This window comes from Mycolicibacterium litorale (assembly GCF_010731695.1).
Taxonomy (GTDB): domain Bacteria; phylum Actinomycetota; class Actinomycetes; order Mycobacteriales; family Mycobacteriaceae; genus Mycobacterium; species Mycobacterium litorale.
On sequence record NZ_AP022586.1, the window covers coordinates 4,491,265 to 4,515,729 of the forward strand.

24 protein-coding genes are annotated in these 24,465 nt (G+C 69.3%); 14 read left to right on the forward strand and 10 right to left on the reverse strand.

Translation table 11 applies throughout. From position 1 onward, the window contains the following. Nucleotides 1-4: 4 nt before the first annotated feature. Nucleotides 5-1,351 carry a histidinol dehydrogenase gene (gene hisD, locus G6N30_RS21385; RefSeq protein WP_134059048.1) on the reverse strand — a complete coding sequence of 449 codons (1,347 nt, stop codon included), beginning with the start codon at nucleotides 1,349-1,351 and terminating at the stop codon, nucleotides 5-7. A gap of 317 nt (nucleotides 1,352-1,668) precedes the next feature. Between hisD and G6N30_RS21390 the strand changes: the two genes are divergently transcribed. Continuing rightward, entirely contained in the window at nucleotides 1,669-2,673 is a 1,005-nt protein-coding gene (locus tag G6N30_RS21390; protein ID WP_134059051.1) for a LacI family DNA-binding transcriptional regulator, read from the forward strand. A gap of 71 nt (nucleotides 2,674-2,744) precedes the next feature. Further along, nucleotides 2,745-3,728 carry a glycoside hydrolase family 6 protein gene (locus tag G6N30_RS21395; RefSeq protein WP_134059054.1) on the forward strand — a complete coding sequence of 328 codons (984 nt, stop codon included), beginning with the start codon at nucleotides 2,745-2,747 and terminating at the stop codon, nucleotides 3,726-3,728. A gap of 24 nt (nucleotides 3,729-3,752) precedes the next feature. Here the strand turns inward: G6N30_RS21395 and G6N30_RS21400 are convergent, their stop codons facing one another. Continuing rightward, on the reverse strand, nucleotides 3,753-4,301 hold the full coding sequence (locus tag G6N30_RS21400; RefSeq protein ID WP_134059057.1) for a TetR/AcrR family transcriptional regulator: 549 nt from the start codon (nucleotides 4,299-4,301) through the stop codon (nucleotides 3,753-3,755). 119 nt (nucleotides 4,302-4,420) lie between these two features. On the opposite strand from G6N30_RS21400, the gene G6N30_RS21405 reads away from it, so the two are divergent. The 3 genes from G6N30_RS21405 (at nucleotide 4,421) to G6N30_RS21415 (ending at nucleotide 8,189) form a co-directional block, all read left to right on the forward strand. After that, on the forward strand, nucleotides 4,421-5,635 hold the full coding sequence (locus G6N30_RS21405) for an MFS transporter (protein WP_134059060.1): 1,215 nt from the start codon (nucleotides 4,421-4,423) through the stop codon (nucleotides 5,633-5,635). Between the two features lie 22 nt (nucleotides 5,636-5,657). Further along, nucleotides 5,658-7,316 carry an ABC-F family ATP-binding cassette domain-containing protein gene (locus G6N30_RS21410; protein ID WP_134059064.1) on the forward strand — a complete coding sequence of 553 codons (1,659 nt, stop codon included), beginning with the start codon at nucleotides 5,658-5,660 and terminating at the stop codon, nucleotides 7,314-7,316. 129 nt (nucleotides 7,317-7,445) lie between these two features. Further along, nucleotides 7,446-8,189 carry an ANTAR domain-containing response regulator gene (locus G6N30_RS21415; RefSeq protein WP_234880295.1) on the forward strand — a complete coding sequence of 248 codons (744 nt, stop codon included), beginning with the start codon at nucleotides 7,446-7,448 and terminating at the stop codon, nucleotides 8,187-8,189. Here G6N30_RS21415 and G6N30_RS21420 read toward each other — a convergent pair. Together G6N30_RS21420 and G6N30_RS21425 are read right to left on the reverse strand one after the other, a co-directional pair. Continuing rightward, the gene (locus G6N30_RS21420) at nucleotides 8,186-9,523 is read right to left on the reverse strand and encodes a DUF2254 domain-containing protein (RefSeq protein WP_179965507.1); all 1,338 of its coding nucleotides are present in this window, start codon (nucleotides 9,521-9,523) and stop codon (nucleotides 8,186-8,188) included. The genes G6N30_RS21415 and G6N30_RS21420 overlap by 4 nt on opposite strands. 95 nt (nucleotides 9,524-9,618) lie before the next feature. After that, nucleotides 9,619-9,777, reverse strand: coding sequence for a hypothetical protein (locus G6N30_RS21425; RefSeq protein WP_163687724.1), 159 nt, complete (start codon nucleotides 9,775-9,777; stop codon nucleotides 9,619-9,621). A 126-nt stretch (nucleotides 9,778-9,903) separates the two neighbouring features. Between G6N30_RS21425 and G6N30_RS21430 the strand changes: the two genes are divergently transcribed. Beyond that, nucleotides 9,904-10,452: a GNAT family N-acetyltransferase gene (locus G6N30_RS21430; RefSeq protein ID WP_163687727.1), complete on the forward strand. Its 549-nt coding sequence runs from the start codon at nucleotides 9,904-9,906 to the stop codon at nucleotides 10,450-10,452. A gap of 12 nt (nucleotides 10,453-10,464) precedes the next feature. Here G6N30_RS21430 and G6N30_RS21435 read toward each other — a convergent pair whose 3' ends face one another. Next, the gene (locus tag G6N30_RS21435) at nucleotides 10,465-11,487 is read right to left on the reverse strand and encodes a zinc-dependent alcohol dehydrogenase family protein (RefSeq protein WP_134059070.1); all 1,023 of its coding nucleotides are present in this window, start codon (nucleotides 11,485-11,487) and stop codon (nucleotides 10,465-10,467) included. Nucleotides 11,488-11,646: 159 nt separating this feature from the next. On the opposite strand from G6N30_RS21435, the gene G6N30_RS21440 reads away from it, so the two are divergent. Continuing rightward, nucleotides 11,647-12,000, forward strand: a complete 354-nt coding sequence (locus G6N30_RS21440; protein ID WP_134059073.1) for a Fe-S protein — start codon at nucleotides 11,647-11,649, stop codon at nucleotides 11,998-12,000. Nucleotides 12,001-12,005: 5 nt separating this feature from the next. Here the strand turns inward: G6N30_RS21440 and G6N30_RS21445 are convergent, their stop codons facing one another. From G6N30_RS21445 to G6N30_RS27360, 3 genes are all read right to left on the reverse strand, one after another. Further along, on the reverse strand, nucleotides 12,006-13,556 hold the full coding sequence (locus tag G6N30_RS21445; protein WP_134059076.1) for an FAD-dependent monooxygenase: 1,551 nt from the start codon (nucleotides 13,554-13,556) through the stop codon (nucleotides 12,006-12,008). Between the two features lie 39 nt (nucleotides 13,557-13,595). After that, the gene (locus G6N30_RS21450) at nucleotides 13,596-14,687 is read right to left on the reverse strand and encodes an NADH:flavin oxidoreductase (protein ID WP_134059079.1); all 1,092 of its coding nucleotides are present in this window, start codon (nucleotides 14,685-14,687) and stop codon (nucleotides 13,596-13,598) included. Nucleotides 14,688-14,811: 124 nt separating this feature from the next. Next, on the reverse strand, nucleotides 14,812-14,943 hold the full coding sequence (locus G6N30_RS27360) for a hypothetical protein (protein WP_264007059.1): 132 nt from the start codon (nucleotides 14,941-14,943) through the stop codon (nucleotides 14,812-14,814). Nucleotides 14,944-15,087: 144 nt separating this feature from the next. On the opposite strand from G6N30_RS27360, the gene G6N30_RS21455 reads away from it, so the two are divergent. Both G6N30_RS21455 and G6N30_RS21460 read left to right on the forward strand, forming a co-directional pair. After that, nucleotides 15,088-15,495: a YciI family protein gene (locus tag G6N30_RS21455; RefSeq protein ID WP_134059082.1), complete on the forward strand. Its 408-nt coding sequence runs from the start codon at nucleotides 15,088-15,090 to the stop codon at nucleotides 15,493-15,495. Beyond that, a complete protein-coding gene (locus G6N30_RS21460) occupies nucleotides 15,495-16,649 on the forward strand; it encodes an RNA polymerase sigma factor (RefSeq protein WP_134059086.1) in 1,155 nt (384 codons plus the stop codon). Before G6N30_RS21455 ends, G6N30_RS21460 begins: the two co-directional genes overlap by 1 nt. 6 nt (nucleotides 16,650-16,655) lie before the next feature. Here the strand turns inward: G6N30_RS21460 and G6N30_RS21465 are convergent, their stop codons facing one another. Beyond that, nucleotides 16,656-18,125, reverse strand: coding sequence for an amidase (locus tag G6N30_RS21465; RefSeq protein ID WP_134059088.1), 1,470 nt, complete (start codon nucleotides 18,123-18,125; stop codon nucleotides 16,656-16,658). A 54-nt stretch (nucleotides 18,126-18,179) separates the two neighbouring features. Beyond that, nucleotides 18,180-19,574: a PucR family transcriptional regulator gene (locus G6N30_RS21470; RefSeq protein ID WP_179965508.1), complete on the reverse strand. Its 1,395-nt coding sequence runs from the start codon at nucleotides 19,572-19,574 to the stop codon at nucleotides 18,180-18,182. A 140-nt stretch (nucleotides 19,575-19,714) separates the two neighbouring features. Between G6N30_RS21470 and G6N30_RS21475 the strand changes: the two genes are divergently transcribed. Genes G6N30_RS21475 through G6N30_RS21495 form a run of 5 tightly spaced genes read left to right on the forward strand, consistent with a single transcriptional unit; the run spans nucleotide 19,715 to nucleotide 24,462 of the window. After that, on the forward strand, nucleotides 19,715-21,181 hold the full coding sequence (locus tag G6N30_RS21475) for an APC family permease (protein ID WP_134059091.1): 1,467 nt from the start codon (nucleotides 19,715-19,717) through the stop codon (nucleotides 21,179-21,181). Beyond that, nucleotides 21,178-21,870, forward strand: a complete 693-nt coding sequence (locus tag G6N30_RS21480; protein ID WP_134059094.1) for an SDR family NAD(P)-dependent oxidoreductase — start codon at nucleotides 21,178-21,180, stop codon at nucleotides 21,868-21,870. Before G6N30_RS21475 ends, G6N30_RS21480 begins: the two co-directional genes overlap by 4 nt. Beyond that, nucleotides 21,867-22,631 (forward strand): SDR family NAD(P)-dependent oxidoreductase, encoded by a 765-nt coding sequence (locus G6N30_RS21485; protein ID WP_134059096.1) that lies wholly within the window; start codon nucleotides 21,867-21,869, stop codon nucleotides 22,629-22,631. Before G6N30_RS21480 ends, G6N30_RS21485 begins: the two co-directional genes overlap by 4 nt. Beyond that, complete coding sequence (gene speB, locus G6N30_RS21490) at nucleotides 22,628-23,608, forward strand: agmatinase (RefSeq protein ID WP_134059099.1); 981 nt, start codon at nucleotides 22,628-22,630, stop codon at nucleotides 23,606-23,608. Before G6N30_RS21485 ends, speB begins: the two co-directional genes overlap by 4 nt. Further along, the gene (locus tag G6N30_RS21495; protein WP_134059102.1) at nucleotides 23,605-24,462 is read left to right on the forward strand and encodes a polysaccharide deacetylase family protein; all 858 of its coding nucleotides are present in this window, start codon (nucleotides 23,605-23,607) and stop codon (nucleotides 24,460-24,462) included. Before speB ends, G6N30_RS21495 begins: the two co-directional genes overlap by 4 nt. The last annotated feature ends 3 nt before the right edge of the window (nucleotides 24,463-24,465 follow it).

Here is a 24,465-nt window from a genome sequence, read left to right on the forward strand (position 1 = left end):
TCTGTTATCCCGTGAAATCGTGATCAGACCACGACAGCTTCTCGCCACGGTACTTCGCGGCGCGCACGTCGCCGGATCGCGCGTGCCCTTCGAAGAGTTCGACCCGGGCGGCACGCCCGCACAACTCGCCGAAGAACGCGCTGGACTCGGTGTTCGTCACCTCTTGGTAGGTCACGGTGCGCAGGTACTTGCCGACCCACAGACCGCCGGTGTAGCGGGCGGCGCCGCGGGTGGGCAGGACGTGGTTGGTCCCGATGACCTTGTCGCCGTAGGACACACAGGTGCCCTCACCGAGGAACAGGGCACCGTAGTCGTGCATCTTGTCGAGCGCTTCGCGCGGGCTCTCGGTCAGGATCTGCACGTGCTCGGAGGCGTACTGGTCCGCCAGCGCGTAGGCCTCGTCCAGTGATTCGACGACGCGGACCTCACCCCAGTCGCGCCACGCCGGCTCGGCGAAGTCGCGGGTCGGCATGTCGACCAGGATGGTGTCGATGTGTTCGATGACCTTGCGGCCCACCTCTTCGCTGGTGGTGATCAGCACGGCCGGTGAGTCGGGGCCGTGTTCGGCCTGGGACAACAGGTCGACGGCGACGATGAACGGGTCGGCGTGCTCGTCGGCGACGATGAGCACTTCCGTCGGCCCGGCGAACAGGTCGATACCGACCTCACCGAAGAGCTGGCGCTTGGCCTCGGCGACGAACGCGTTGCCGGGACCGGCGAGCATGTTGACCGGGCGGATGGTCTCGGTGCCGACGGCCATGGCCGCCACCGCTTGGATACCGCCCAGCAGGTAGATCTCGTCGGCACCGGCCAGGTGCATGGCGGCGATCGTCGCGTCCGGAACCTCTCCCCGGATGAGGGGTGTGCACGCCGCGACGCGCTCCACGCCGGCGACCTTCGCCGTGACGATCGTCATGTGGGCGCTGGCCAGCAGTGGATACTTGCCGCCCGGGATGTACGCGCCGGCAGCCTGGATCGGAACGTTCTTCTGGCCGAGGAAAACGCCGGGGAGCGTTTCGATCTCGAAGTCCGTCAGCGATTCGAGCTGCTTTTTGGCCATCACCCGGACCTGCTCCTGGACGAACATGATGTCGTCGATGACCTGGCGCGGCACGCGGGCCATGATCTCGTCGATCTTCTCGGGCGTGAGCAGGTAGCTCTCCGCTGAGTACTTGTCGAACTTCTCCGAGTACTCGCGCACGGCGGCGTCACCGCGGGTGCGGATGTCGTCGATCACGCTCTCCACCGTGGAACGCACCGCCGCGGTGCTTCCGCGCTCGACGCTCTCACGCTGCGGGAGCTTGAGGTCTTTGGTGGCGATGTCACTTCGTGGTGCGGCCGCAATCGTCATGGACGTCCTTCCGTCGAGGGGGCTTGACCGTGAGTGCTGTCCCGGTCACGTGAAGCGAGCGATGTGCTCGCAATCACTTACCTGCGCTAGTGTATTCGTATGCATTGAACGATGCAAGAGGGAGGACCTTGGCGGCTACCACAGCACGTTTGAACAGCCTGTTTGTAGGGTCGTCGCCACGATTGCGTATTCATCCACGGGGCACAGGGGTTGAATCCGAATGCAGCAATTCGACACACCGTGAAACGATCGGACGTGCACGCGAGATGGTCCGGGACACAATCGACGCTCGGATCGCCGGGGGAGATTGGATACGAATGCCGACGAGCTACGACGTTGCCCGGTTGGCGGGCGTCTCCCAGGCCACGGTGTCCAGGGCGCTCAGCGGCGGGAGCGTGAGCGCCCAGACGCGGAAGAAGATCCTCGACGCCGCGAAGGCCGTCGGCTACGTCCCCAACATGGGCGCCCGGGCGATGAAGACCGGCCGCGTCAACACCATCGGCGTCGTCGTCGCCGATCTGCGCAATCCGTTCTACCCGGAGATCCTCGACGCGCTGACCTGTTACCTGGACGCCGCGGGCCAGAAGGTCACGCTCTGGAATTCCGACGGGCCGGGTAACGACGCTGCGCTCGAAGCCATCAACGCCGGATCGGTCGACGGCGTCATCTTCACCACCGTCACCGAGGCCTCCGCGCCGCTTCGGGCCGCCCTGCGCAGACACAGCCCCGTCGTGCTCATCAACCGCACCGTCGAAGGTCTCGGGTGCGATCAGGTGTCGAGCGACAATGTGGCAGGTGGGCGCGCCGTTGCGGACTATCTCCTCGAAAACGACCACCAGAGAATCGCTTTCATCGGCGGGCCGTCGACAGCGAGCACAGCCCGCGACCGGTTCCTCGGCTTCTCGCAGCGACTTGCCGATGCCGGCGCACCGCTGCCATCCGAAAGGGTGCTGGAGGGGCCGTTCACCCATGACTTCGGGTTCAGTGCGACGACACGACTGCTGACTGCCGACCACCCGCCCACGGCCGTCTTCTGCAGCAATGACCTCATCGCGTTCGGTGCGCTCGACGCCGCCCGCGCCGAGCGGGCGGTCGTCCCCGATGACCTGTGGATCGTCGGCTATGACGACATCGCCATGTCAGCCTGGCCGGCGTTCGACCTCACCACAGTTCATCAGCCCAGCGGAACCATGGCGGAAGCGGGCGCCCAAGCGTTGCTCGACCGCATCGCGTCGCCCACAGCGCCCTACCGGACACTCACATTCCGCTCGCACCTCGTCGTCAGGGGCTCGACCGCCGGAACGGCTCCGTCCACGCCGTGACGGGTACTTCCGGCGCCCGTCCCGATGCGGTTTGGCGCTGGTTGTGAAGCACCATTAAGTTTCCTGGGGTGATGTCCTCAGCTGCCCGGTGGATGGCGCCTTTCCTGACGGCTGCGGCTGTCGCCGGCATGGGCGCTCTGACCGTCCCGGAAAACACCGCTCCCACCCCGGCGATCCGCCTGGCCAGCGACGCCAATCCGCTGGTCGGCAAGCCCTTCTACGTCAACCCCGAATCGAAGGGCATGCGTGCCGCGCGGGGCATCGATCCGCCGAACCCCCAGCTGAACGCCGTCGTCAACACCCCGACGGCGTACTGGATGGATCATCTGTCGACGCCGTCGGTCGACGCCAAGTACATCGCCGACGCGCAGGCCGCCGGCACCATTCCGATCCTGGCGCTGTACGGCATCCCGAACCGCGACTGCGGCAGCTTCGCCGCCGGCGGCTTCGGATCGGCCGGGGCCTACCGGGGCTGGATCGACGGCGTCGCGGCTGCCATCGGGCCCGGCCCGGCCGCGGTCATCCTCGAACCCGACGCGCTGGCCATGATCGACTGCCTCTCTCCCGGTCAGCAGCAGGAACGGCTCGACTTGATCCGCTACGCCGTCGACACGCTGACCCGAAACCCGGGCACGGCGCTGTATGTCGATGCCGGGCATCCGCGCTGGGTGGCCGCCGACGTGATGGCGGGCCGGCTGAATCAGGTCGGCGTGGACAAGGCGCGTGGCTTCAGCCTCAACACCGCGAACTTCTTCACCACCGAGGAGTCGATCGGCTACGGCGAGACGATCTCGAACATGACCAACGGGTCGAACTACGTGATCGACACGTCGCGCAACGGCGCCGGACCGCTCGACAGCGATTCCTGGTGCAATCCGCCCGGTCGCGCCCTGGGCACCGCTCCGACCACGGCCACCGCCGGCCCACGTGCCGACGCCTATCTGTGGGTCAAGCGACCGGGTGAGTCCGACGGATCGTGCAGGAGCGGGCAACCCGGCGCCGGCACATTCGTCGCCCAGTACGCGATCGATCTGGCCCGCAACGCGGGTTGGTAGCCGCCGCACCCCGCGCCGGCCACGTCAATCGCCGGACACGTTCTGGCGGTTGGTGATTCGGTCCACCACCTCGAGTAACCCCTCGTCGGCCTCGGTCGTCGCCGGGTGGCCGCCGAGCGCGCTGTGCAGGGCGTGGTAGTACAGGCCGTCGCCGATCAACTTCACCGCACGCGCGGCGTCGAGGCTGCCCAGTGCGTCGCGCAGGATGCTCAGCCACTGTCCGGAGACCGACTCGATGACCTCCCGGGCCCGCGCATCACCGGCTTGCTGCAGCCGCGACACCGCCATCAGGGCGCGATCCAGAGGTGTGCCGGCGTAGTGGGAGGACCGAACGTAGTACCGCGCCGGGCCCTCCGGCGCGCTGCGCATGCGTTGCGCGTCGTCCGCGGCCAGCGCCACCAACCGGTCGCACAGGGCGGCGGCGAGTTGGTCCTTGGCCGGGAAGTGGTAGAGCAGTCCGCCCTTGGAGACTCCCGCTTTCGCCGCCACCGCCTCCAGCGTCGCGTACCGCTCGCCCTCCACGGCGAGCACCTCTTCGAAGGCATCGAGGATCCGATCCCGCGAAGACGTCATCCGGTCACCCTACGACGGCCGCTTCGGCGACGGAATTCGAACTGTACCGTCTGGACGGTATAGTCATCCGCCGCAGGTCCCGGTAGTCGGGCCGTACGAGGAAATGGGGGAGGCCGCCGATGCGTGCATACCGCGATGTGGTGCGGACCCCGCGTGTCCTCAACCTGACCGCCTCACAACTGTTCGCGCGTCTGCCGCTCGGCATGATGTCGCTGGCGATCCTGCTGCACGTCCACGGGCTGACCGACTCGTACGCCGTCGCGGGAGCGGTGGTCGCGTGGATGAGTGTCGGCCAGGCCGTGGCGATGCCGGTCACCGCGCGGCTCGCCGGCAACGCCGGTATGGTCCCGACGTTGGTGATCGCCGCGCTGGTCAACGGGGCGAGCATGATCGCGCTCGCCTTGGCCGTCTCATCGCCGGCGATGTTGATGGCGCTGGGGTTGCTGGTCGGCGCGTCGGTGCCGCCGCTGATGCCGGTGATCCGGGCGCTCTATCCGCAGCTGGTCCCCCGCGAGGGCGTCCGGGCCCTGTTCGCGCTCGACACGACGGCTCAGGAACTGATCTGGGTGATCGGACCCGTCGCGGCCACCCTTCTGTCATCGGCTGTGTCCACCGCCTTCCCGCTGGTCGCATCGGCGGGCGTCACGGTGGCCGGAACCGCGTGGTTCCTCCTCGGCGCAGGAACCCTTCGCCCGCGGATCGCCCAGAAGAAGGCCGTCTTCGGCAGCGTGCTGCTCAATCGCGCGGTCATGCTGGCGATGGTCGCCAGCCTCGGACTGGTGGCTTCGTTCATGGCGTTGGAGGTCGGCATCGTCGCCGCGATGGGCGACGACGGCGTCACCGCGGGGGTCGCGATCGCACTCGCCAGCGTCGGCTCACTCGTCGGGGGCCTGGCATTCGGGCATCGACGCCTCGGGGTCGTCGGCGTCGTCGCGGCCCTGACCCTCGTGGGGGTCGGCATCGTGCTGTTCGCCGTCTTCGACAACCGGGTACTGCAGTTCGCGAGCCTGTTCCTGTCCGGCTTGGGCTTCGCCCCGGCACTGTCGGCGCTCTACATCATGGTGTCCCGCGAGATCGAGGAGCACGTCGCGACCGAGGCGTTCGGCTGGCTCAACAGCGCCATGTTCGTCGGCGGGGCGATCGGCACCGCGCTCGCCGGTGTCGCCACCGAGGCGCACGGCTTCATGGGGGCGGTCGTGGTCGCCGCGCTGCTGGCGGGGGTCGCCGCCCTGAGCCCGATCGTCGCCCGGATGGCCGGCCCACTGCACGGCCTGTCGGGTGAACTGGACGCTGCGCTCGAGGTCGACGGCGCTCTGTGCGCGGCTGAGCGCTGATCGGTGATGGGACCATGAGCCCATGACCGCAACGCTCGTCGCGAAGAACCTGGCCGGCGGGTTCGCCCACCGCACCCTGTTCGAGGGGCTCGACGTGACGGTGGCCCCTGGCGATGTGGTGGGCGTCGTCGGCGCCAACGGCGCAGGCAAGAGCACACTGCTGCGGATCCTGGCCGGGGACCTCGAACCGCTCGAGGGTTCGGTCAGCCTGGCGCCTGCCGACGCGTTCGTCGGTTGGCTGCCCCAGGAGCACGAGCGGGTGCCGGGGGAGACCGTGGCCGCCTACATCGCGCGCCGTACCGGATGCGCCGCGGCGACCCACGCCATGGAGCAGGCGGCCGAGGCGTTGGCGGACCCCGACCACGCTGGTCCTGATCCGGCCGACGCGTATTCGGTGGTGCTGGATCACTGGCTCGCCACCGGCGCGGCGGACCTGGACGAGCGGCTCCCGGAGGTGCTGGCCGACCTGGGCCTCGACTCCGGCGCCGTGCCACCGCACTCGACGCCGATGACCGCGCTGTCAGGCGGCCAAGCGGCGCGGGTGGGTCTGGCGGCACTGCTGCTGTCCCGCTTCGACGTCGTCCTGCTCGATGAGCCGACCAACGACCTGGACCTCGACGGCCTCGCCCGGTTGGAACAGTTCGTCCGCGAGCTCCGGGGTGGCGTGGTGCTGGTCAGCCATGACCGGGAATTCCTCGCCCGCAGCGTGACTCACGTCCTCGAGCTCGATCTCGCGCAGAACACCACCACGGTTTTCGGCGGCGGCTACGAGAGCTATCTGGAAGAGCGTGAAGTCGGCCGCCGGCACCGGCGGGAACAGTACGAGGAGTTCGCCGAGAAGAAGGCCGACCTCGTGGCGCGGGCCCGTGTCCAACGGGAGTGGTCGAGCCAAGGGGTGCGCAATGCGATCCGCAAGGCTCCCGACAACGACAAGATCCGGCGCCGGGCGGCCACCGAATCCAGCGAGAAGCAGGCGCAGAAGGTGCGCCAGATGGAGAGCCGCATCGCTCGCCTCGAAGAGGTCGAAGAGCCCCGCAAGGAGTGGACACTCCAGTTCACCATCGGTGCGGCGCCGCGGTCGAGTTCGGTCGTCGCCACCCTCGACAATGCCGTTGTGCGGCAGGGCGACTTCGTGCTCGGCCCGGTGTCGCTGCAGGTCGACGCCGGTGAGCGGATAGGGATCACCGGTCCCAACGGAGCGGGGAAGTCGACGTTGCTACGGCTGCTCCTGGGGTACCGCAGGCCCGACGAGGGCCGCGCGAGCCTGGGCGCCAACGTCGCGGTCGGCGAAATCGACCAGGCACGGGGTGACTTCACCGGACCGGGGCGACTCGTCGACCGCTTCGAGCAGCGGGTGCCGACCTGGACGACCGCCGATGTGCGAACCCTGCTCGCGAAGTTCGGGTTGCGGGCCGACCATGTGGAACGCGCGGTCGACGACCTCTCACCCGGTGAGCGCACCCGCGCGGGCCTGGCTCTGCTGCAGGCCGTGGGCGTCAACGTGCTGGTCCTCGACGAGCCGACGAACCACCTCGATCTGCCGGCCATCGAGCAACTCGAGCAGGCCCTCGACACCTACGAGGGTGCACTGCTGCTCGTGACGCACGACCGCCGGATGTTGCAGAACGTCCGGTTGGACCGCTCCTGGCGGGTCGAGGGCGGTCGGGTCGTGGAGCTGTAGTGCGGCAGGTTCGGGTTTGTGGGGACGAAACAGTGACGGCGTTCCCTGAAACTTTCGTCCACGTCAGCCGGTCACTACGCTTTTCGGATGAACGATGATCAGCAGCGCTGAGAGGACGGTTTGTCGCGTATGACGGATCAGCGTCCCGACGAGATGGACCGGCTCGAGAACGTGAGCGAGGCCATCGAGTCGTTGCAGTCCCTGTTCACCGAGGACGGAGCGCTCGACGACCTGCTGCAGCGCGTCGCGGTGTCGGGGGCCGAAGCGATCCTGGACGCCGACTACGTGAGCATCAGTGTGCTGACCGAATCGGCTCCCCGCACCGCTGCGTGCACCGACGACCGCGTGCTCCCGCTCGACCGCGAGCAGTACTCCTCCGGGCGAGGCCCGTGTCTGGAAGCCGCTGACGTGGGTCGGCCGGTTCGCGCCGTGATGTCCGACGATGCCCAACGGTGGCCGGAGTTCGTCACCGCTGCGCGGGCGTGCGGCGTCACCGCGACGTTGTCGGTTCCGCTGCTCGCCGACCGCGTCGGTGAGCAGCCCGAACTGGTGGGGTCGCTGAACATCTACAGCAAGACCGCATCAGCGTTCGATCCCTTCGACGAAGCCCTCATGCGGTTGTACGTGCTGACCGCCGGACTGCTCATCACCAACGCCCGGCGCTGGCAACGGTCACGCGACACCATCGCCCAACTCGGCGAAGCACTCACCTCGCGTTCGGTCATCGATCAGGCCAAGGGTGCGCTGCGGGCGGTGCACGGGTGCTCCGAGGAGGAGGCGTTTCAGCGCCTGGTCAAGGAGTCGCAGAACACCAACACCAAGTTGCACACGGTGGCGCTGAACTTCCTCGACTCGCTCAACCGGGCCGACTAGCTGCGGCGGTGCTCGGCGGGATCGGTGACCGACTCGCCGATCGCCCGTAACCGCGCGAGGTCCTCGGGGTGCAGACCGGGCTCGGCGCTCACCGAATCCATCAGCAGCCGCAGCTGTGTGCGCAGGGCAGCGATGACGTGCGGGCGGTCCGTGGTCTCCGCGTGCGCGATGAGCATGCGCAGCACCCGGATGAGCGCCGCCACGAGGTGGGGCTGCGTCGTCCCGGTCTGGCGGATCTGGCCGAACGCGTGCGCGATGTACTCGTCGTGGGACAGGTCCCATGGCCGCAGGAGCACTCGTCCGTCGGGACCCGACACCGAGGTGGGCGGCTCAGGTGACGCCAGCAGCGTACGCATGAGGCTGCCCAGCCGGAGCACCACCTCGGTCGCCGTCGTCGGATCGTTGATGGCCGAGCTGAGCGCGCGCAGTGCGATGTCGACGAGCTGACGGATCCCGAAGTCGATGTCCTGCTGCATGGTGCGGATGTCTGCGATCTCCACCGTCGAGAGCAGCCTCGCGCGTACCTTCTCCGGTTCCGCCGGCGCCGGCCAGATCGTCATCAGCACCTCGCCGCGGTGGATGTAGGCGCCGGTGCGGGTCTCCAGCCGAACGACCGTCGCGGGTGGGGCGGCGCCGAGAATGCTCTCGCTGGGTGACTGGGTGACCCACCCGTCGCGCAGCGCCGTCACCACCAACCGATTCTCCGGATCCGCGGACGGCACATCGGTGGCCGGTGTCTCCCGGCTCGCTTGACGTGCGATGTCCTGGATGACGGCGTCGGCCTCGGCGGCGATGGTGCGCACCACCTCACCCACCTGGAGTCCGTGGGCCAGGCGGTTGAGGTAGGCCATGATCAGCAACACGGCGGCCACCGCCAGCAGGATGGCCACCGTCATGGAGATCTGCGGCGCGAGATCGGCTGGGTCGGCAGGGATATGCCGCAGCAGCAGGACGCAGAAGACGAACGTCGCCACCAGCACACCGATGACGGACTGGCTCAGCCGATCCCGGATGAAGGAGCGCATCACCCGCGGTGAGAACTGGCTGCTTGCCAGCTGCAGGCTGACCACCGTCAACGAGAACACCACTCCCGCCGTGGTGATGGTGGCGCCGGCGACGGTACTGAGCAGCCAGACCGCGGCGTTGCTGTTGATGTGAATGGCCAGCGGTATCGGTCGGTCGAAACCCAACAGGCGGTCGAGGTAGGCGGTGACCTCGGCCAGCACCACGCCACCGACCACGACGAGGGCCGGTAGCGCGAACAGGCTCTCGCGGAAGCGGTAGACCGCCGTGGACAGGCGTAGCGCCGGCAACGGCGAGGCTTGTCGCGTCATGACTGTGGTGAGCCGCTCGTCATACCGTCCCCCTGCACGTCGCCGCACCCGTATGAGGAGCCGCGCTTACATGGTGACCGACCGTCAGCGACGCCTCAACACCGCGTCAGCTCACGCTCGACGATGGAGACGTCCTCCACAGGGACCTCGGCCTCGGGTGTGCACCGGCCGGGGTTCTGTCGCGCGGGCACGTCGAGCGCTCGCTGGACGCGGCGAAGCAGGCGGCCGGTGGCGGTGATCGGCAAACTTCGCATGACACCATCGTACGCGAGTGCTAACAATAGTTAGCAGTTGCTAGCAGTGAGATGCCCCGCACTTTCGCATGGCCGATCATGGTCGACTGGCGTGGTGACCGTGCGCCATGCCGGTGCCGTGGCATCGTGGCTCACGTGCTGGACGTGTCGATCGCGGAACCGGGCGAACTCAACGACGCGACTCTCGAGATCGCGGAGGCGCTGGTCCGATCTGCCTTCGGCGACGACTTCCGCACTCACGACTGGCTGCACGGGGTCCCCGGAGTCCATGTACTGGTGACCGAGAACGGCGAGTTACTCGCACACGCCGCAGTCGTGGCCCGCGAACTCCGGCAGGGCAACCGGGTCTTCGACACCGGCTACCTGGAGGGTGTCGCGGTCCGCGGCGACCAGCAGGGCCGCGGACTCGGACGCCTCGTCATGGACCATGCGGAATCGATCATCCGCACACGCCACCAGATCGGCGCGCTCAACGCCGTCGACGACGCTGCGTCCTTCTATGCCGCCCGCGGCTGGCACCCGTGGTCGGGCCCAACCGGAGGGCAATCGCCGGCCGGGATCATCGACACCTACGACGCCGCGGACCGGATCTTCGTCCTGATGCCGGGCTCTCACCCTCCGCTGAGGGCCACAGAGCCACTCATCTGTGACTGGCGAATCGGCGACCTCTGGTAGGGACGGCCGACGTCACGGGGTCAGCAGTACCTTGATGGCGCGTCGTTCGTCCATGGCCTGGTAGCCGGCGGCGGCGTCGTCGAGGGGCAGTTCCCGGTCGAACACGCGGCCCGGGTCGATCTCGCGGCGGTAGATCAGGTCGATCAGGTCGGGCAGGAACCGACGGACCGGGGCGGGACCGCCGTGCAGGTGGGTCGCGGAGAAGAACAGTTCACCACCGGGCAGCTTGACCCCGTGGGCGACGCCGACGTACCCGACATATCCGCCCGGGCGGGTCGAGCGGATCGCCTGCATCATCGACTCCTGGGTGCCGACGGCCTCCACCACGCCGTGGGCCCCGAGCCCCTTGGTGAGGTCCTTGATGGCCGCAACCCCCTCGTCACCGCGCTCCGCGACGATGTCGGTGGCGCCGAACTCGCGCGCGAGGGCCTGGCGGTCGGCATGGCGGCTCATCGCGATGATGCGTTCGGCTCCCAGCTCCTTCGCGGCGAGCACGGCGCACAGCCCGACGGCCCCGTCCCCCACGACGGCGACCGTCTTGCCGGGGCCGACGTCGGCCGCCACGGCGCCGAACCATCCGGTGCCGAGGACGTCGGACGCCGCCAGCAGGCTCGGGACGAGGTCGGCGGTGGGTCGATCGGGGGTGGCGACGAGCGTCCCGTCGGTCAGCGGGATACGGGCGTACTGGGCCTGCGTGCCGATCGCGCCCATGGGGCGTGCGTCGACGCAGCGGCTCTGGTACCCGGCCTGACAGATCTCGCAGGTGTTGTCCGAGGCGAAGAAGGACCCGACGACGAAGTCCCCGGCCTTGACGGTGGTGACCTCCGGCCCCACCTCTTCGACCACGCCGACGTACTCGTGCCCCATCGGGGACTGCCCGTCGGAGCTGCCGATGCCCCGGTAGGGCCACAGATCCGATCCGCAGATGCATGCGGCCGACACCTTGATGACGGCGTCGGTCGGTTCGAGAATCTTCGGGTCATCGCGGTCTTCGACACGGATGTCTCCGGGGGCGTACATGACCACACCGCGCATGGTGTTCCTCCTTGTTGAGTGCGCCGGCAGAGGTGTTCGTTCTGCCCTCCACCCTTCCTCCGGCCGCGTACCCACAACAGCGGCCGTCATTCCCTGTTACTGCCGGGCACTTGAGACGCGGTGCGAAGGAACAGCTTTCACGTTTGGTAGGTTTCGCGCATGCAGCTGTTGCGCGACGCGGTCGTGCTCGTCCACATCGTCGGATTCGCCCTCACCTTCGGCGCGTGGGCCGCAGAAGCCGCCGCCCGTCGTTTCCGCACCACCCGTTTGATGGACTACGGCCTGTTGGTGTCGCTGGCGACCGGCCTCGCGCTCGCGGCGCCGTGGCCTGCCGGGATCGTGCTCAACTACCCCAAGCTCGGGGTGAAGCTGGCGATCCTGGTGGTGTTGAGCGGCGTGGTCGGGATGAGCAATGCGCGTCAGCGCAAACGCAACGTGTCCGTGCCGCGTCCGCTGTTCTTCGTCATCGGGGCGCTCTCGTTCAGCGCGGCGGCGATCGCGGTGCTCTGGTAGATCGCCTAGCGCCCGGCGTGCACGACGCCGTGGGCGGTGAGCGCATCGCGCAGCTGGGCGGCATCGACGACGTTGCCGCGCAACGGGATCGATGCCGCCACGAAGTGGTCGGGCCGCACGAGGTAGAGCCGATCGGACCGCAACCTGCCGTGCGGATCGGCACCGAAGTCCTGCGGCCCGTCGATCCACTCCGGTGTTTCCGGGCGGACGACCGCGCCGGCGCCATAGACGTGCAGCTGCCAGGTCATCGTGTCGAGGGCCCGCTGATTGTCCGCGACCGGCGGTATCCGCAGACCGACCGCGCTATCGCGCGCCCAGTCGGGCCGACTTCCGGCCGGGTAGCGGTAGCGGATGCGGTACTGCCCGATGTAACCGCCGAGGCGCGTCCCGAGGGGTGTGCGGGTGATCACCGGGAACACACCGAACGCCAACGCGCCGAACGCGTTCCGGAGCAGTGCCGCCGACGGACCGCGGCGGCCGATCACGGTGAACGCGCGGTCGGTGACGTTGACCAGGGTCAGCGCGACCGGTCGCCGTTCCCGCTCGTAGCGGTCGAGCGCCCGCCCGTCCACGCGGTTCTGCGCGACATCGGCCAGCAGCATCGCGAGGTTGTGGGCGTCCTGCAGACCGGTGTTCATCCCCTGGCCGCCGACGGGGGAGTGCACGTGTGCGGCGTCGCCGGCCAGGAAGATCGACCCCACTCGGAACTTCGCCGACACGCGGTGATGCACCCGGTAGGTCGAAAACCATTCCACCGGACCGTGTGTCAGCCCGAATTCGCCGGCGACGGCGGCGAGCGCCTCGTCCTGGGTGATCGTGTCCCTGGCGGCCAGGCCGAGCAGCCTGACATGACCGCCCGGTCCCAGGGGGAAAACGGCCGTGAAGGTCTGCTTGCCGGGGCGGATGTTGACGGCGTCGTCGGGCACCCCGCGCACATCACGGACGTCCGCGACCCAGAACGTCGCGTCGTCGGTGCGGCCCTCGAAGGGGAGGTTGAGCTCACGCCGAACCGCCGAGGCGGCACCGTCGGCCCCGATGCACCACCGGGCCCGCACACGCAGCAGGGCGCCGTCCGGCCCTTCGAGCAGTGCCTCCACCCGGCCCTCGGGTGCCGAGCTCTTGTCCTGCAGATCGAGCAGACGGTGCCGCCAGTGGACGTCACCGCCGCCGGCGGTCAGCGCGGCGACGAGGAGCTCTTCATTGTGGCTCTGCTCGAAGATCTGGATGCCCGGGAATCGCGTGAACCCGTCCTGCAGCGCGGCCAGGTTCGGACCGACCGCGCGAGCTGAACCTCCGACCTGGATCCGCAACGCCGCGTTGGCTTTTTCGGCGACAGTGCCGGCGAGACCGAGCTGGTCGTAGACCTCCATCGTGCGGGCCTGCACCGCCAGCGCCCGCGATTCGCGGGTCGGGCCGGCCTTGCGGTCGACCACGACCGCAGGCACGCCGCGGCGGTTGAGGACCAGCGCGGCCATCAGCCCGGTGGGGCCGGCGCCGACGATCAGGACATCGGTGTCGGTGACCGGAAGGTCGTCGACGCTGTAGGCGGGCGACATGCGGCCACCGTATCGCCAAGCGGCGGTGAGCGGGCCGGGTCAGGCGAGCGTCGCCAGCGCCGTCTCGGGGTCGTATCCGCTGAAGCGGTCGAGTTCGCCGTCGCGCAGGCGGTTCACCCACGCCGGATCGGCGAGCAGCGCGCGTCCGATGGCCACGATGTCGAACTCGTCGGCGTCGAACTGTTCGACGAGGCGGTCGGTCGGCGCGGGCTTGATGACCTGTCCGCGCTTCTCGCTGCGGAACTGGGTCTCGAGCCCGACCGAGCCCACCGCGATCACCGGCACCCCGGTGACCTTCTTGGTCCACCCGGCGAGACTGAGCTCCCCGTGGTCGGGGAAGGCGGGCACGTAGTGCCTGCGCGTCGAGGGGTGGAAGACGTCGACCCCCGCATCCACCAGGGGAGCGAGCAGTTCCTGCAGTTGCGCGGGATCGTCGGCGATGGTCGCCGTGTAGTCGAGACCCTTCCACTGCGAGAAGCGGAAGATGATCGGATAGTCCGGACCGACGGCCTCGCGCACGGCGGCCACCACCTCGGCGGGGAAGCGGGTGCGGGCGGCGAGATCGCCACCGTAGCCGTCGGTGCGGGAATTGGTTCGCTTCCAAAGGAATTCGTCGAGCAGGTAGCCGTGGGCGCCGTGGAGCTCGACGGCGTCGAAGCCGACCTCACGAGCCGTTCGGGCGGTCTGCGCGAACAGATCCGCGATGCCCGGGAGTTCGTGGGTCTCGAGCGCGCGGCCCTTCGGCCGGCCCAGCCCGTCGACGCCCGACGGGCTGACCGGCGCCACGCCGTCCGCGTCGGCGCGCTCGGCGCCCTGGTGCCACAACTGGGCGGCGATGGTGCCGCCCTCGGCGTGGACCGCGTCGTTGACGCGCGACCAGCCGGCGAGCACGTCGTCACCGGCGAGCGTCGGGATGGAGAAGGGGTGGGCCGAAGCCGGGTCGGGCAGCCGGACACCTTCGGTGATGATCAGGCCGACACCCCCGGCGGCGCGGCGGCGGTAGTACTCCGCCACGTCGGCGCCGGGCACCCCGTTCGGCGACGCCTGCCGGGTCATCGGCGCCATCGCGAATCGGTTGGGCACGGTGAGAGAGCGGACGGTCAGCGGTTGGAACAGGTCTCGGATGGCCACGCCGCTGTGCAACACCGCGGGCGCGGTGGTGATTCCGAACCGGCTTCGGATGCCGCGAAACTGAACCCACGCAGGCGACGTCCGAGAGTCGACCTGCGTGAGTTCAGTCTCGCGACGGCGCGCGTCAACCCTCGGAGGGTTTGTCCACCTCGTCGTCAGGGAGCGGGAGTGCCTCGGCGCCCGGTGTCGCGGGGGCCAGCACCTCCTCCTCTTTCGTACCGGCATCGGGCGTTACATTCTCGTTCGCAGATGTCATGTCGACCTCGTACCCGATCACGCCCCGCGGTAACCCCTCCCCGGGCCATCGCCGCAATCCGCCACCTCGATGTCGAGAATGCCGTGACGACTCCGTCCCAGGGGTGAGCGACCAACTAGGGTCGCCATCTGGAGGGAGAAACACATGGCCAAGTACCTGTTCCTCAAGCACTATCGGGGTGCGCCCGCGGCGGTCAACGACGTGCCGATGGATCAGTGGACGCCCGAGGAGATCGAGGCGCACCTGAAGTACATGGACGATTTCGCCGACCGGCTCAAAGACAGCGGCGAGTACGTCGACAGCCAGGCCCTGTCCGCCGAGGGTGCGTGGGTCCGCTACGACGGGGAGGGCAAGCCCCCGGTGACCGACGGTCCGTTCGCCGAGACCAAGGACCTCATCGCGGGCTTCATGATCATCGACGTCGACTCCTATGAGCGTGCCCTCGAATTGGCCGGTGAGTTGTCCGCGGCGCCCGGTGCGGGCGGCAAGCCGATCCACGAATGGCTCGAGGTGCGGCCGTTCATGGGAGCGCCGACCACCGTCACCGAATAGTGGCCGCCGACGCGCTGGACGAGGGCCGGCTGCGCGACCTCATCCCGGGCGTGCTGGCCGCCCTCGTCCATCGCGGGGCGGATTTCGCGACCGCCGAGGACGCCGTACAGGAGGCGTTGATCCGTGCCGTCGAGACCTGGCCCGCGCATCCGCCCGACGATCCGAAGGGCTGGCTGATCACCGCGGCGTGGCGCCGGTTCCTCGACCTCGCCCGGTCCGACACGGCGCGGCGCCGGCGCGAGGAACGCGTGTCCGACGAGCCCCCGCCGGGACCGGCCGAGACGGCCGACGACACATTGCAGCTCTACTTCCTGTGCGCCCACCCGAGTCTGACCCCGGCGTCAGCGGTCGCCCTCACGCTGCGCGCGGTCGGCGGCCTCACCACCCGGCAGATCGCACAGGCCTACCTCGTGCCCGAAGCGACGATGGCGCAGCGGATCAGCCGTGCCAAGCGCACCGTCAGCGCTGTTCGGCTGGGAAGTCCCGGTGATCTGCACACGGTGCTGCGAGTGCTGTACCTGGTGTTCAACGAGGGCTACAGCGGGGACGTCGACCTCGCCGCCGAGGCGATCCGGCTGGGGCGTCAACTCGCTGCCACCACCGACGATCCGGAGGTCGCCGGGCTGCTCGCGCTCTTCCTGCTCCACCACGCCCGCTGCCCGGCACGGATCCGCGCCGACGGCAGCCTGGTGCCGCTGGCCGAGCAGGACCGCAGCCTGTGGCGTACCGACCTGATCGCCGAAGGCGTGTCTGTTCTGCAGGCCGCGCTGGCCCGCGACCGGCTCGGCGAGTACCAGGCCCAGGCCGCGATCGCGGCGCTGCATGCCGACGCACCGACGGTCGACGAGACCGATTGGGTGCAGATCGTCGAGTGGTACGACGAATTGGTCCGCCTCACGGACAGCCCGGTCGTGCGGCTCAACCGGGCGGTCGCCGTCGGGGAGGCCGACGGACCGCAGGCGGGCCTGGCGGCGCTCGCCGAACTCGATCCCGAACTCCCGCGCTACACCGCATCGGCGGCTCACCTGCACGAGCGCGCGGGTGACATCGCTACCGCCGCAGAGCTTTACGTGCGGGCTGCGGCGCAGGCGCAGAACCTCGCCGAGCGCAAACACCTCACGCTCCGGGCAGCCGCCCTCCGTCAGCGCCTCTGAAGAACGCTAGATCGGCGCGACGCGATCCGCCCACGGCATCGCCTGCTCGAGCTGTGCGGCCAACCGAATGAGCAGTGCCTCACCCGCCAGCGGCGCGACGAACTGCACACCCAGCGGAACACCCGAGGCCGTCCAGTGCAGGGGGAGCGAGATCGCCGGGCGCCCAGTCAGATTCGCCAGCTGGGTGTAGGGCACCCAGCCGAGGTTCTTGTCGATGATGTCGTCGACGAGTTTGGTGTGCCGCAGCAACCGGGCCGTGCGCGTCCTGATCAGCACGTCGGAGGCACGCTGCAGCGCCACCGGCAGGTCGAATTCGCCGATCCTCGGCGGCGGCGTCGCCAGCGTCGGTGTCAACAGCACGTCGTAGGACTCGAAGAAGGTGGTGAGCCGTCGCGTGTGCTCATGGCGGCGCTGCACCGCGTCGACGTAGTCCACACTGCTCGTCGCCCGACCGATCGCCGCGAGGATCAGCGTGTCCCGCTCGAACGCGTCGTCACCGGCGCCCGAAACCCGTTTGGCCTCATCGAGTTCCCAGGCGGTGTAGACGAACCAGGTGAGCAGGAAGTCCCGGGCGAGCGCGGCGTCGTCGAACGGTGCGACCGGCAATTCCTCGACGTGGTGCCCCAGCTCGGTCAGCGCCGCCACCGTGGCGGCCACCGCGGCGTATGCCTCGGGGTCGGGATTCGGGGTGATGGCCGACGGGATTCGCACGCCGATCCGCAGCGTCCCGGGGTCGGCGCCGACATTCGACGCGAAGGACTCGGCGGGGACGGCGGGCACGTAAGGGCCGCACGCCTCGCCACCGGCGAGCACGTCGAGCATCGCCGCGGTGTCGCGGACGGTGCGCGACACGACGCCCTGCACGGCCGCACCGTGCATGGACTCGCCCGTCGCCGGACCGGACGGGGTGAGCCCCCGGCCGGGCTTCAAGCCGACCAGTCCGCAGCACGCCGCCGGAATCCGGATGGACCCGCCGCCGTCGTTGGCTCCCGCACACGGCACGATCCCCGCCGCGACCGCCGCCGCCGAACCCCCGGATGAACCGCCCGGCGTACGCGACAGGTCCCACGGGTTGCGGGCCGGACCCCACGCGAGCGGTTCGGTGATGCCCTTGGCGCCGAACTCCGGGGTGTTGGTCTTGCCGAAGATGGTCAGCCCGGCATCGAGCCACCGTTGAACGACCGCCGCATGCTCGGGGGCGACGGCCGACTTCAGGGCCCGAGATCCCGCGGACGTGGGCAGCCCCGCGTAGTCCTGAGCGAGGTCCTTGATCAGGAACGGCACTCCGGCGAACGGACCGCTGACCGCCTCCGACGAGGGAGCGGGGACGTCCCGCACGATCGCGTTGATCCGCGGGTTCACCGCGGCGGCCCGCTCCCTGGCCACCTCCAGCAGCTCCGCCGCCGAGACCTCCCTGTCGGCGACCAGCTTCGCCAGGCCGGTGGCGTCGTGGGCGCGGTACTCGTCGAAATTCACTCCATGACCGTATGTCCCCGCACGGCGGCGCGGGACGTCACGTCCACTTCGCGCTCAAGCACCCGATTCGCGCCTGCCGTCGCGGTCCACCGCGTGCAGGCCGATCGAGAAGGCGGCCTGATCGTTGCGGTTCAGCGGATCCCGGCCGGTGAGCTCGAGGATGCGCGCCAGCCGGTGGCGCACGGTGTTGGTGTGCAGATAAAGATTGCGGGCGGTGTCGCTCAACGAGCCGTTCGCGGTGAGGAAGGCCCGCAGCGTGCGCACGTGCTGGGTGCCGCGGCGGCGGTCCATCTCCGCCAGCGGATCGATGAGCTGCTGCCGGAACGGCGCCAGCTGAGCCGGCGGAAGCTGGTCGAGCAGGCTGTCGAGCGTGCTCAACTGATCCGGTCCGACGCGGCGGCCGCGGCGCTGCGCCAAATCGAGGGCAATCCGTGCCTGACCGATGGCCGACCCGATCTCCGTCAGCGGAACGAGCGCCGAATGCCCTGAGGGCAGCGACAGATCTTCGGTCATGTCCAGCGACTGCGTGGTCAGCATCAGGCACAGGTCGGGCGCGTCACCCACCAGCGCATCGGGCACCGCCATCGACAGCAGCGCACCCGCACCGGCCGGCCACGCCGAACACGTCAGCTCTCCCGCCGCGAACCCCGGCCAGTCCAGCAGCTGGCTGAGCGCATCGGGCAGCAGCATGCGCCGCTCGACCAGGGACAGCAGCTGACCGACCCGCTCGCGGGCCAGGGCGGCCTCGACGTCGCGTTCGCCTTGGGTCGCCCGCACGAACCGGGCGATCAGATCGAGCAGCGCCGGCTCCGGGGGAGCGCCGGTGCCCATCCACCCGAGGCTGCCCACTCCCGGGACATCCACCGAAACGGTCGCCGACTCGCGCTCGCCGTCCGGTTCGAGCAGGAAATAGCACGCCAGGATGTCGCCCGCGGTGTCGAGCAATTCACGCGCCGACGCATGCCGTCGCAGCGCCGAGAGCATCTCCGGCACCAACGCGTTCGTCGCCCGCGCGACGGCGATCTCCGCGCCCATCTCGTATTCGGCGACGAAGCGGCTGACCGTGCTGAACGGCACATTCGGGGACGCGATCAGCACCGGCAGCCCGCGGCGCCGGCATTCGTCGAGCAGGGCGGCGGGCACCTGGTCGTGGCCGTCGCCGACACCGAAGCACACCCCGGCCGCCCCCGCGTTCGCCAGCGCGCCGGCGAACGTCCGGCAGTCCTGCGGGGTCTGCAGGCTCAGCCCGACCGTGCACACCAGCTCCCCACCGCGCAGATAGCGCGCCGGGTCGCGCATCTCGGTGATGTGCGTCCAGCTGATGGTGCGGTCGAGGTCCTGCGGTGTCGTATCGGGCACGGCGAGTCCCAGCCGTGAAGCGTCGAGCAGCGCGCGCAGCGTGGGCGCGCCCGCATCGCGGGGCTCCACCTCCGGCAGCCGTGCCGTCATTGGACGAGCGTAACGCTCCCGTCACACCAACCCCCGTCGGCATTGTGCGATCGTCCAATGCGATGCGGCCGACCGGTGGATTCACTGCGTGTTCGGCGCATGACCTGGCGCACATGTTGACCTGGGGTGATAGTCAGCACATGTCCTCACCCGCCAGCCAAGCCGAGCAGCCTCAACAGCTGCGCCGGGAGTTCTCGCTGTGGTCCGCGTTCGCGTTCGCGTTCGCCTTCATCTCGCCGATCGTCGCGCTCTACGCCATCTTCGGCCTTGCCCTGAGCGCCGCCGGACCCTCCTTCTGGTGGGGGTTCCTGCTGGTGTTCGGCGGGCAGTTCCTGGTCGCGCTCGTTTTCGCCCAGCTGGTGTCGCGCTGGCCCCTGGAGGGTTCGATCTACCAGTGGTCGCGGCGGCTGCTCGGCAACGGCTACGGCTGGTTCGCCGGCTGGACGTACATGTGGACGCTGGTGATCGCCATGGCCACCGTCGCCCTCGGTGCGGCGGGCTTCATCGCCAACATCGTCGGGCTGGAGGAGCCCTCCGGCGGGGCGCTCGCCTTGATCGCCCTGGTCATCCTGCTGGGCGGTACCGCGGTCAACCTGATCGGCCGTGGCGCGCTGAAGCTTTTCATGACGGCCAGCATCATCGCCGAGGTGATCGGCTCGGTCGGGCTCGGCACCTGGCTGCTGCTGTTCCACCGCCACAACTCGCTGTCGGTGCTCTTCGCCGGAGGCGGGGCCGATGTCGACTTCTTCGCCTACCTGTCCGGGCCGTTCCTGCTGGCGGTGGCGTTCATCGGCTTTTCGTTCGTCGGCTTCGAAAGCGCAGGCTCCATCGCCGAGGAGGTGCATGAGCCACGGCGCTACCTGCCCAAGGCGGTGCTGTTCTCGCTGACGTTCATCGCACTGGTGGTGGCCTACTCCAGCCTGGCGATCATCCTGGCGATCCCGGATCTCGATGCGGTCGCCGAGGGCAGCGTCTCCGACCCGGTGTACGACACCCTGACCGACGCCCTGGGCGCAGGCATCGCCAAACCGGTGCAGTTGCTGTTCGTCATCGGCTTCCTGGCCAGCTTCCTCGCGCTGCAGACATCCGCCTCGCGCGTCATCTGGGCGTATGCACGCGACGGTGCGTTGCCGGCGTCGGGTGCGCTCGCCCGGCTGCGCGGCCAGGCCCGTATACCGACCATCGCGATCCTGATCACCACCGTGGTCGGCGCGGCGCTGTTCGCCCTGAGCATTGTCGCCAACGACGTCTACACGATGATGGTGAACTTCACCTCCGGCGGCTTCTACCTGGCATTCCTCTTCCCGCTGATCGGATTCCTGGTGGTGCTGGTGCGGCGCCGGTGGACGCCCGCCCGATTCTCGCTCGGCAGGTGGACGCTGCCGGTCGCGGCGACAGCCGTGGTGTGGGCGGTGCTGCAGTTCATCAACATCGCCTGGCCGCGCGTCGCCTTCGAGGAGCGCTACCTGGACTGGTCGGTGTGGATCGGCGTCGTGGTGCTGCTGGTGCTCGGCGCCGCGCTCTTCGCGTCGGTGCGCAACCGGATCATCCCCGCCGCGGTGATCGACGACATCGAGGCCGAGGACGAATTGGCCGATCGCTCGTGACCACTCCGGTCGCCCTGGTCACCGGCGGAGCGAGCGGCATCGGCGCCGAGGTGGTCACCGCGCTGACGCGGCGCGGCTACGCCGTCGGCTGCCTGGATCGCAACCCCGCCCCCAACGTCGAACACGCTGTGGCCGCGGATATCTCGGATCCGCGTGCGGTAGCGGACGCGGTGGCCGACCTGCGGGACCGGCTCGGCCCGATCAGCGCGGTGGTGAACTCCGCAGGCCACTATCAGATGGCCCCGGTCGCCGACATCACCCGCGAGGCGTGGCACACGATGCTGCGCGTGCACCTCGGTGGCTTGTTCAACATCGCACGGGCCTGCCTGCCGGATCTGCTGGAGACCCACGGCACCCTGGTGGCCGTCACCAGCGAACTGGCGGTCGGCGGTGGCGAGGACGACGCGCACTACGCGGCGGCCAAGGGCGCGGTCATCGGCCTCGTCCGCAGCCTGGCCGCCGAGGTGGCAGCCGACGGTGTGCGGGTCAACGCGGTGGCGCCCGGCCCTACTGACACCCCGCTTCTGGCCGCCGACAACCCCTGTCGCACACCGGAGTACCTCAATTCGCTGCCGCTGCGGCGGCTCACCACACCGCAGGAGGTGGCCCGCGCCGTGGAGTTCCTGGTCTGTGACGCCACGTTCTGTACCGGTGACGTCGTCAACGTCAACGCCGGAGCCGTCATATGAGCACCGACCTCACCGGCCGGGTCGCCCTGGTCACCGGCGCCGCTCAGGGAATGGGCGCCGCCCACGCGCGCCGCCTGGCGGCCGCCGGAGCGACGATGGCGGTCAACGACATTCGCGACAGTGCGGCGTTACGCACGCTGGCCACCGAGATCGGCGGCCTGACCGCCCCCGGTGACGTGTCCGACCCGGGCGAGTGCGTCCGCATCGCCGACCACGTCGCGGGCATCGCCGGGCGGCTCGACGTGTTGGTGGCCAACCACGCCTATATGACGATGTCGCCGCTGCTCGACCACGACCCCGACGACTGGTGGAAGGTCGTGGACACCAACCTCGGCGGCACCTTCTTCCTGGTGCAGGCGGTGCTGCCGCACATGCGCGCGCTCGGGGCCGGACGCATCGTCGTCGTCAGCAGCGAATGGGGTGTCACCGGCTGGCCGGAAGCCACCGCCTACGCCGCGTCGAAGGCCGGGCTGATCGCGTTGGTCAAGACGCTGGGCCGGGAACTGGCCCCCGAGCGGATCATCGTCAACGCGGTGGCACCCGGGGTGATCGACACCCCGCAGCTGCAGGTCGACGCCGAAGCCGCCGGGGTCGACCTGGCCACCGTGCAGCAGCAGTACGCCGCGGGAATTCCGCTGCGACGCATCGGATCCGCCGACGAGATCGCCGCGGCAGTGGAACTGCTCGCCGACTTCGAGGTGGAGGCCATTGTCGGACAGGTGATTTCCAGCAACGGCGGTTCGACGAGGACGAGGGTATGACGACAGGGGGAGAAGGCGTGCAGTACGTGCAGTCACCGACAGGTGCGCTGGGTCAGGTGGACGCGCAGGCGGTACCCCGGTACGCCGGGCTAGCGACGTTCGCGCGGTTGCCGCAGCGCCACGAGGTGCCCGACTACGACATCGCCGTCGTCGGCGTGCCGTTCGACGGTGGGGTGACCTACCGCCCCGGCGCCCGCTTCGGTCCCGCCGCGATCCGTCAGGCGTCCCGGTTGCTCAAGCCGTATCACCCGGCGCTCGACGTCTCGCCGTTCGCCGCGGCGCAGGTGGTCGACGCCGGTGACATCGCGGCCAATCCGTTCGACATCACCGCCGCCGTCGACGAGATCCTCGCCGGGGTGCGGGGCCTGCTTCACCGGCCCGAACAGCGGGTGGTGCTGCTGGGCGGTGACCACACCATCGCGCTGCCCTCGCTGCAGGCGGTCAACGAGGTGCACGGCCCGGTGGCGCTGGTGCATTTCGACGCCCACCTCGACACCTGGGACACCTACTTCGGGGCGCCCTGCACCCACGGCACCCCGTTCCGTCGCGCGTCCGAACAGGGGCTGCTGGTCAAGGACCGCTCGGCGCACGTCGGCATCCGCGGGTCGCTCTACGACCGGGCGGACCTGCTCGAAGACGCCGAACTCGGGTTCACCGTGGTGCACTGCCGCGACATCGACCGCATCGGTGTCGACGGCGTGATCGAGCGCGTACTGGAGCGGGTCGGCGAGCATCCGGTCTACGTCTCCATCGACATCGACGTGCTGGATCCGGCATTCGCGCCGGGGACGGGGACTCCCGAGATCGGCGGGATGACCAGCCGGGAACTGGTCGCGGTGCTGCGGGCCATGCGCGGGTGCAACATCGTCGCCGCCGACATCGTCGAAGTCGCGCCGGCCTACGACCAGGCCGAGGTGACCGCGGTCGCGGGGGCCAACCTCGCCTACGAGCTGATCACACTGATGGCCGACCGATGACCGAATTGCGTTGGCCGCAGGGCAAATCCGCGGCGGCGGCGTTCACCTTCGACGTGGACGCCGAATCCGCGGTGCTGTGGAACAACGAATCCGTCGGGGCGCGGATGAGCGTGATGAGCCACCAGGCCTACGGCCCGCTGGTCGGCGTCCCGCGCATCCTCGAGCTGCTCGAGCGGCACCAGATCCCGTCGACGTTCTTCGTGCCCGGCCACACCGCCGATCGCTACCCGCAGGCGATCCGAAGCATCGTGGCCGCCGGACACGAGATCGCCCACCACGGCTATCTCCACGAACAGCCGACGGCGCTGACGCTCGAGGAGGAGATCGACGTCATCGACCGGGGACTGGCCGCACTCGCCGACGTCGCCGGGGTGCGGCCCGTCGGCTACCGGGCGCCGATGTGGGATCTGTCGTGGCGCACGCCCGCGCTGCTGGCCGAGCGCGGGTTCCTCTACGACTCGAGCCTGATGGACGCCGACCACCCCTATGAGTTGGCGGTGCCCGGCCACGACCCGCTGGTCGAGATCCCGATCCAGTGGGCGCTCGACGACTGGGAGCAGTACTGCTTCCTGCCTGACATCTCCGGCAGCGGTCTGATCGAGAGCCCCCGCAAGGCCCGGGAACTGTGGCAGCTGGAATTCGACGGACTGCGCCGCGCCGGCGGTTGCTGGGTGCTGACCAACCATCCGTTCCTGACCGGTCGGACCTCGCGCGCCGCGGAGCTCGACGACCTGATGCGCTACGTCCTCGACCACGACGACGTGTGGACCACCAACCTCGGGACGATCGCCGAGCACGTCCGCTCACTCGGGCTCACACCTCGGAGCATCACACCGCCCGATGTGCCGCGCTGAGGC

What these genes read in the sequence shown, in the direction of transcription:
- hisD (WP_134059048.1), bottom strand. Translation starts at nt 1,351, where the DNA reads ATGACGATTGCGGCCGCACCACGAAGTGACATCGCCACCAAAGACCTC.
- G6N30_RS21390 (WP_134059051.1), top strand. Translation starts at nt 1,669, where the DNA reads ATGCCGACGAGCTACGACGTTGCCCGGTTGGCGGGCGTCTCCCAGGCC.
- G6N30_RS21395 (WP_134059054.1), top strand. Translation starts at nt 2,745, where the DNA reads ATGTCCTCAGCTGCCCGGTGGATGGCGCCTTTCCTGACGGCTGCGGCT.
- G6N30_RS21400 (WP_134059057.1), bottom strand. Translation starts at nt 4,301, where the DNA reads ATGACGTCTTCGCGGGATCGGATCCTCGATGCCTTCGAAGAGGTGCTC.
- G6N30_RS21405 (WP_134059060.1), top strand. Translation starts at nt 4,421, where the DNA reads ATGCGTGCATACCGCGATGTGGTGCGGACCCCGCGTGTCCTCAACCTG.
- G6N30_RS21410 (WP_134059064.1), top strand. Translation starts at nt 5,658, where the DNA reads ATGACCGCAACGCTCGTCGCGAAGAACCTGGCCGGCGGGTTCGCCCAC.
- G6N30_RS21415 (WP_234880295.1), top strand. Translation starts at nt 7,446, where the DNA reads ATGACGGATCAGCGTCCCGACGAGATGGACCGGCTCGAGAACGTGAGC.
- G6N30_RS21420 (WP_179965507.1), bottom strand. Translation starts at nt 9,523, where the DNA reads ATGACGCGACAAGCCTCGCCGTTGCCGGCGCTACGCCTGTCCACGGCG.
- G6N30_RS21425 (WP_163687724.1), bottom strand. Translation starts at nt 9,777, where the DNA reads ATGCGAAGTTTGCCGATCACCGCCACCGGCCGCCTGCTTCGCCGCGTC.
- G6N30_RS21435 (WP_134059070.1), bottom strand. Translation starts at nt 11,487, where the DNA reads ATGCGCGGTGTGGTCATGTACGCCCCCGGAGACATCCGTGTCGAAGAC.
- G6N30_RS21440 (WP_134059073.1), top strand. Translation starts at nt 11,647, where the DNA reads ATGCAGCTGTTGCGCGACGCGGTCGTGCTCGTCCACATCGTCGGATTC.
- G6N30_RS21445 (WP_134059076.1), bottom strand. Translation starts at nt 13,556, where the DNA reads ATGTCGCCCGCCTACAGCGTCGACGACCTTCCGGTCACCGACACCGAT.
- G6N30_RS27360 (WP_264007059.1), bottom strand. Translation starts at nt 14,943, where the DNA reads ATGACATCTGCGAACGAGAATGTAACGCCCGATGCCGGTACGAAAGAG.
- G6N30_RS21455 (WP_134059082.1), top strand. Translation starts at nt 15,088, where the DNA reads ATGGCCAAGTACCTGTTCCTCAAGCACTATCGGGGTGCGCCCGCGGCG.
- G6N30_RS21470 (WP_179965508.1), bottom strand. Translation starts at nt 19,574, where the DNA reads ATGACGGCACGGCTGCCGGAGGTGGAGCCCCGCGATGCGGGCGCGCCC.
- G6N30_RS21475 (WP_134059091.1), top strand. Translation starts at nt 19,715, where the DNA reads ATGTCCTCACCCGCCAGCCAAGCCGAGCAGCCTCAACAGCTGCGCCGG.
- G6N30_RS21485 (WP_134059096.1), top strand. Translation starts at nt 21,867, where the DNA reads ATGAGCACCGACCTCACCGGCCGGGTCGCCCTGGTCACCGGCGCCGCT.
- speB (WP_134059099.1), top strand. Translation starts at nt 22,628, where the DNA reads ATGACGACAGGGGGAGAAGGCGTGCAGTACGTGCAGTCACCGACAGGT.
- G6N30_RS21495 (WP_134059102.1), top strand. Translation starts at nt 23,605, where the DNA reads ATGACCGAATTGCGTTGGCCGCAGGGCAAATCCGCGGCGGCGGCGTTC.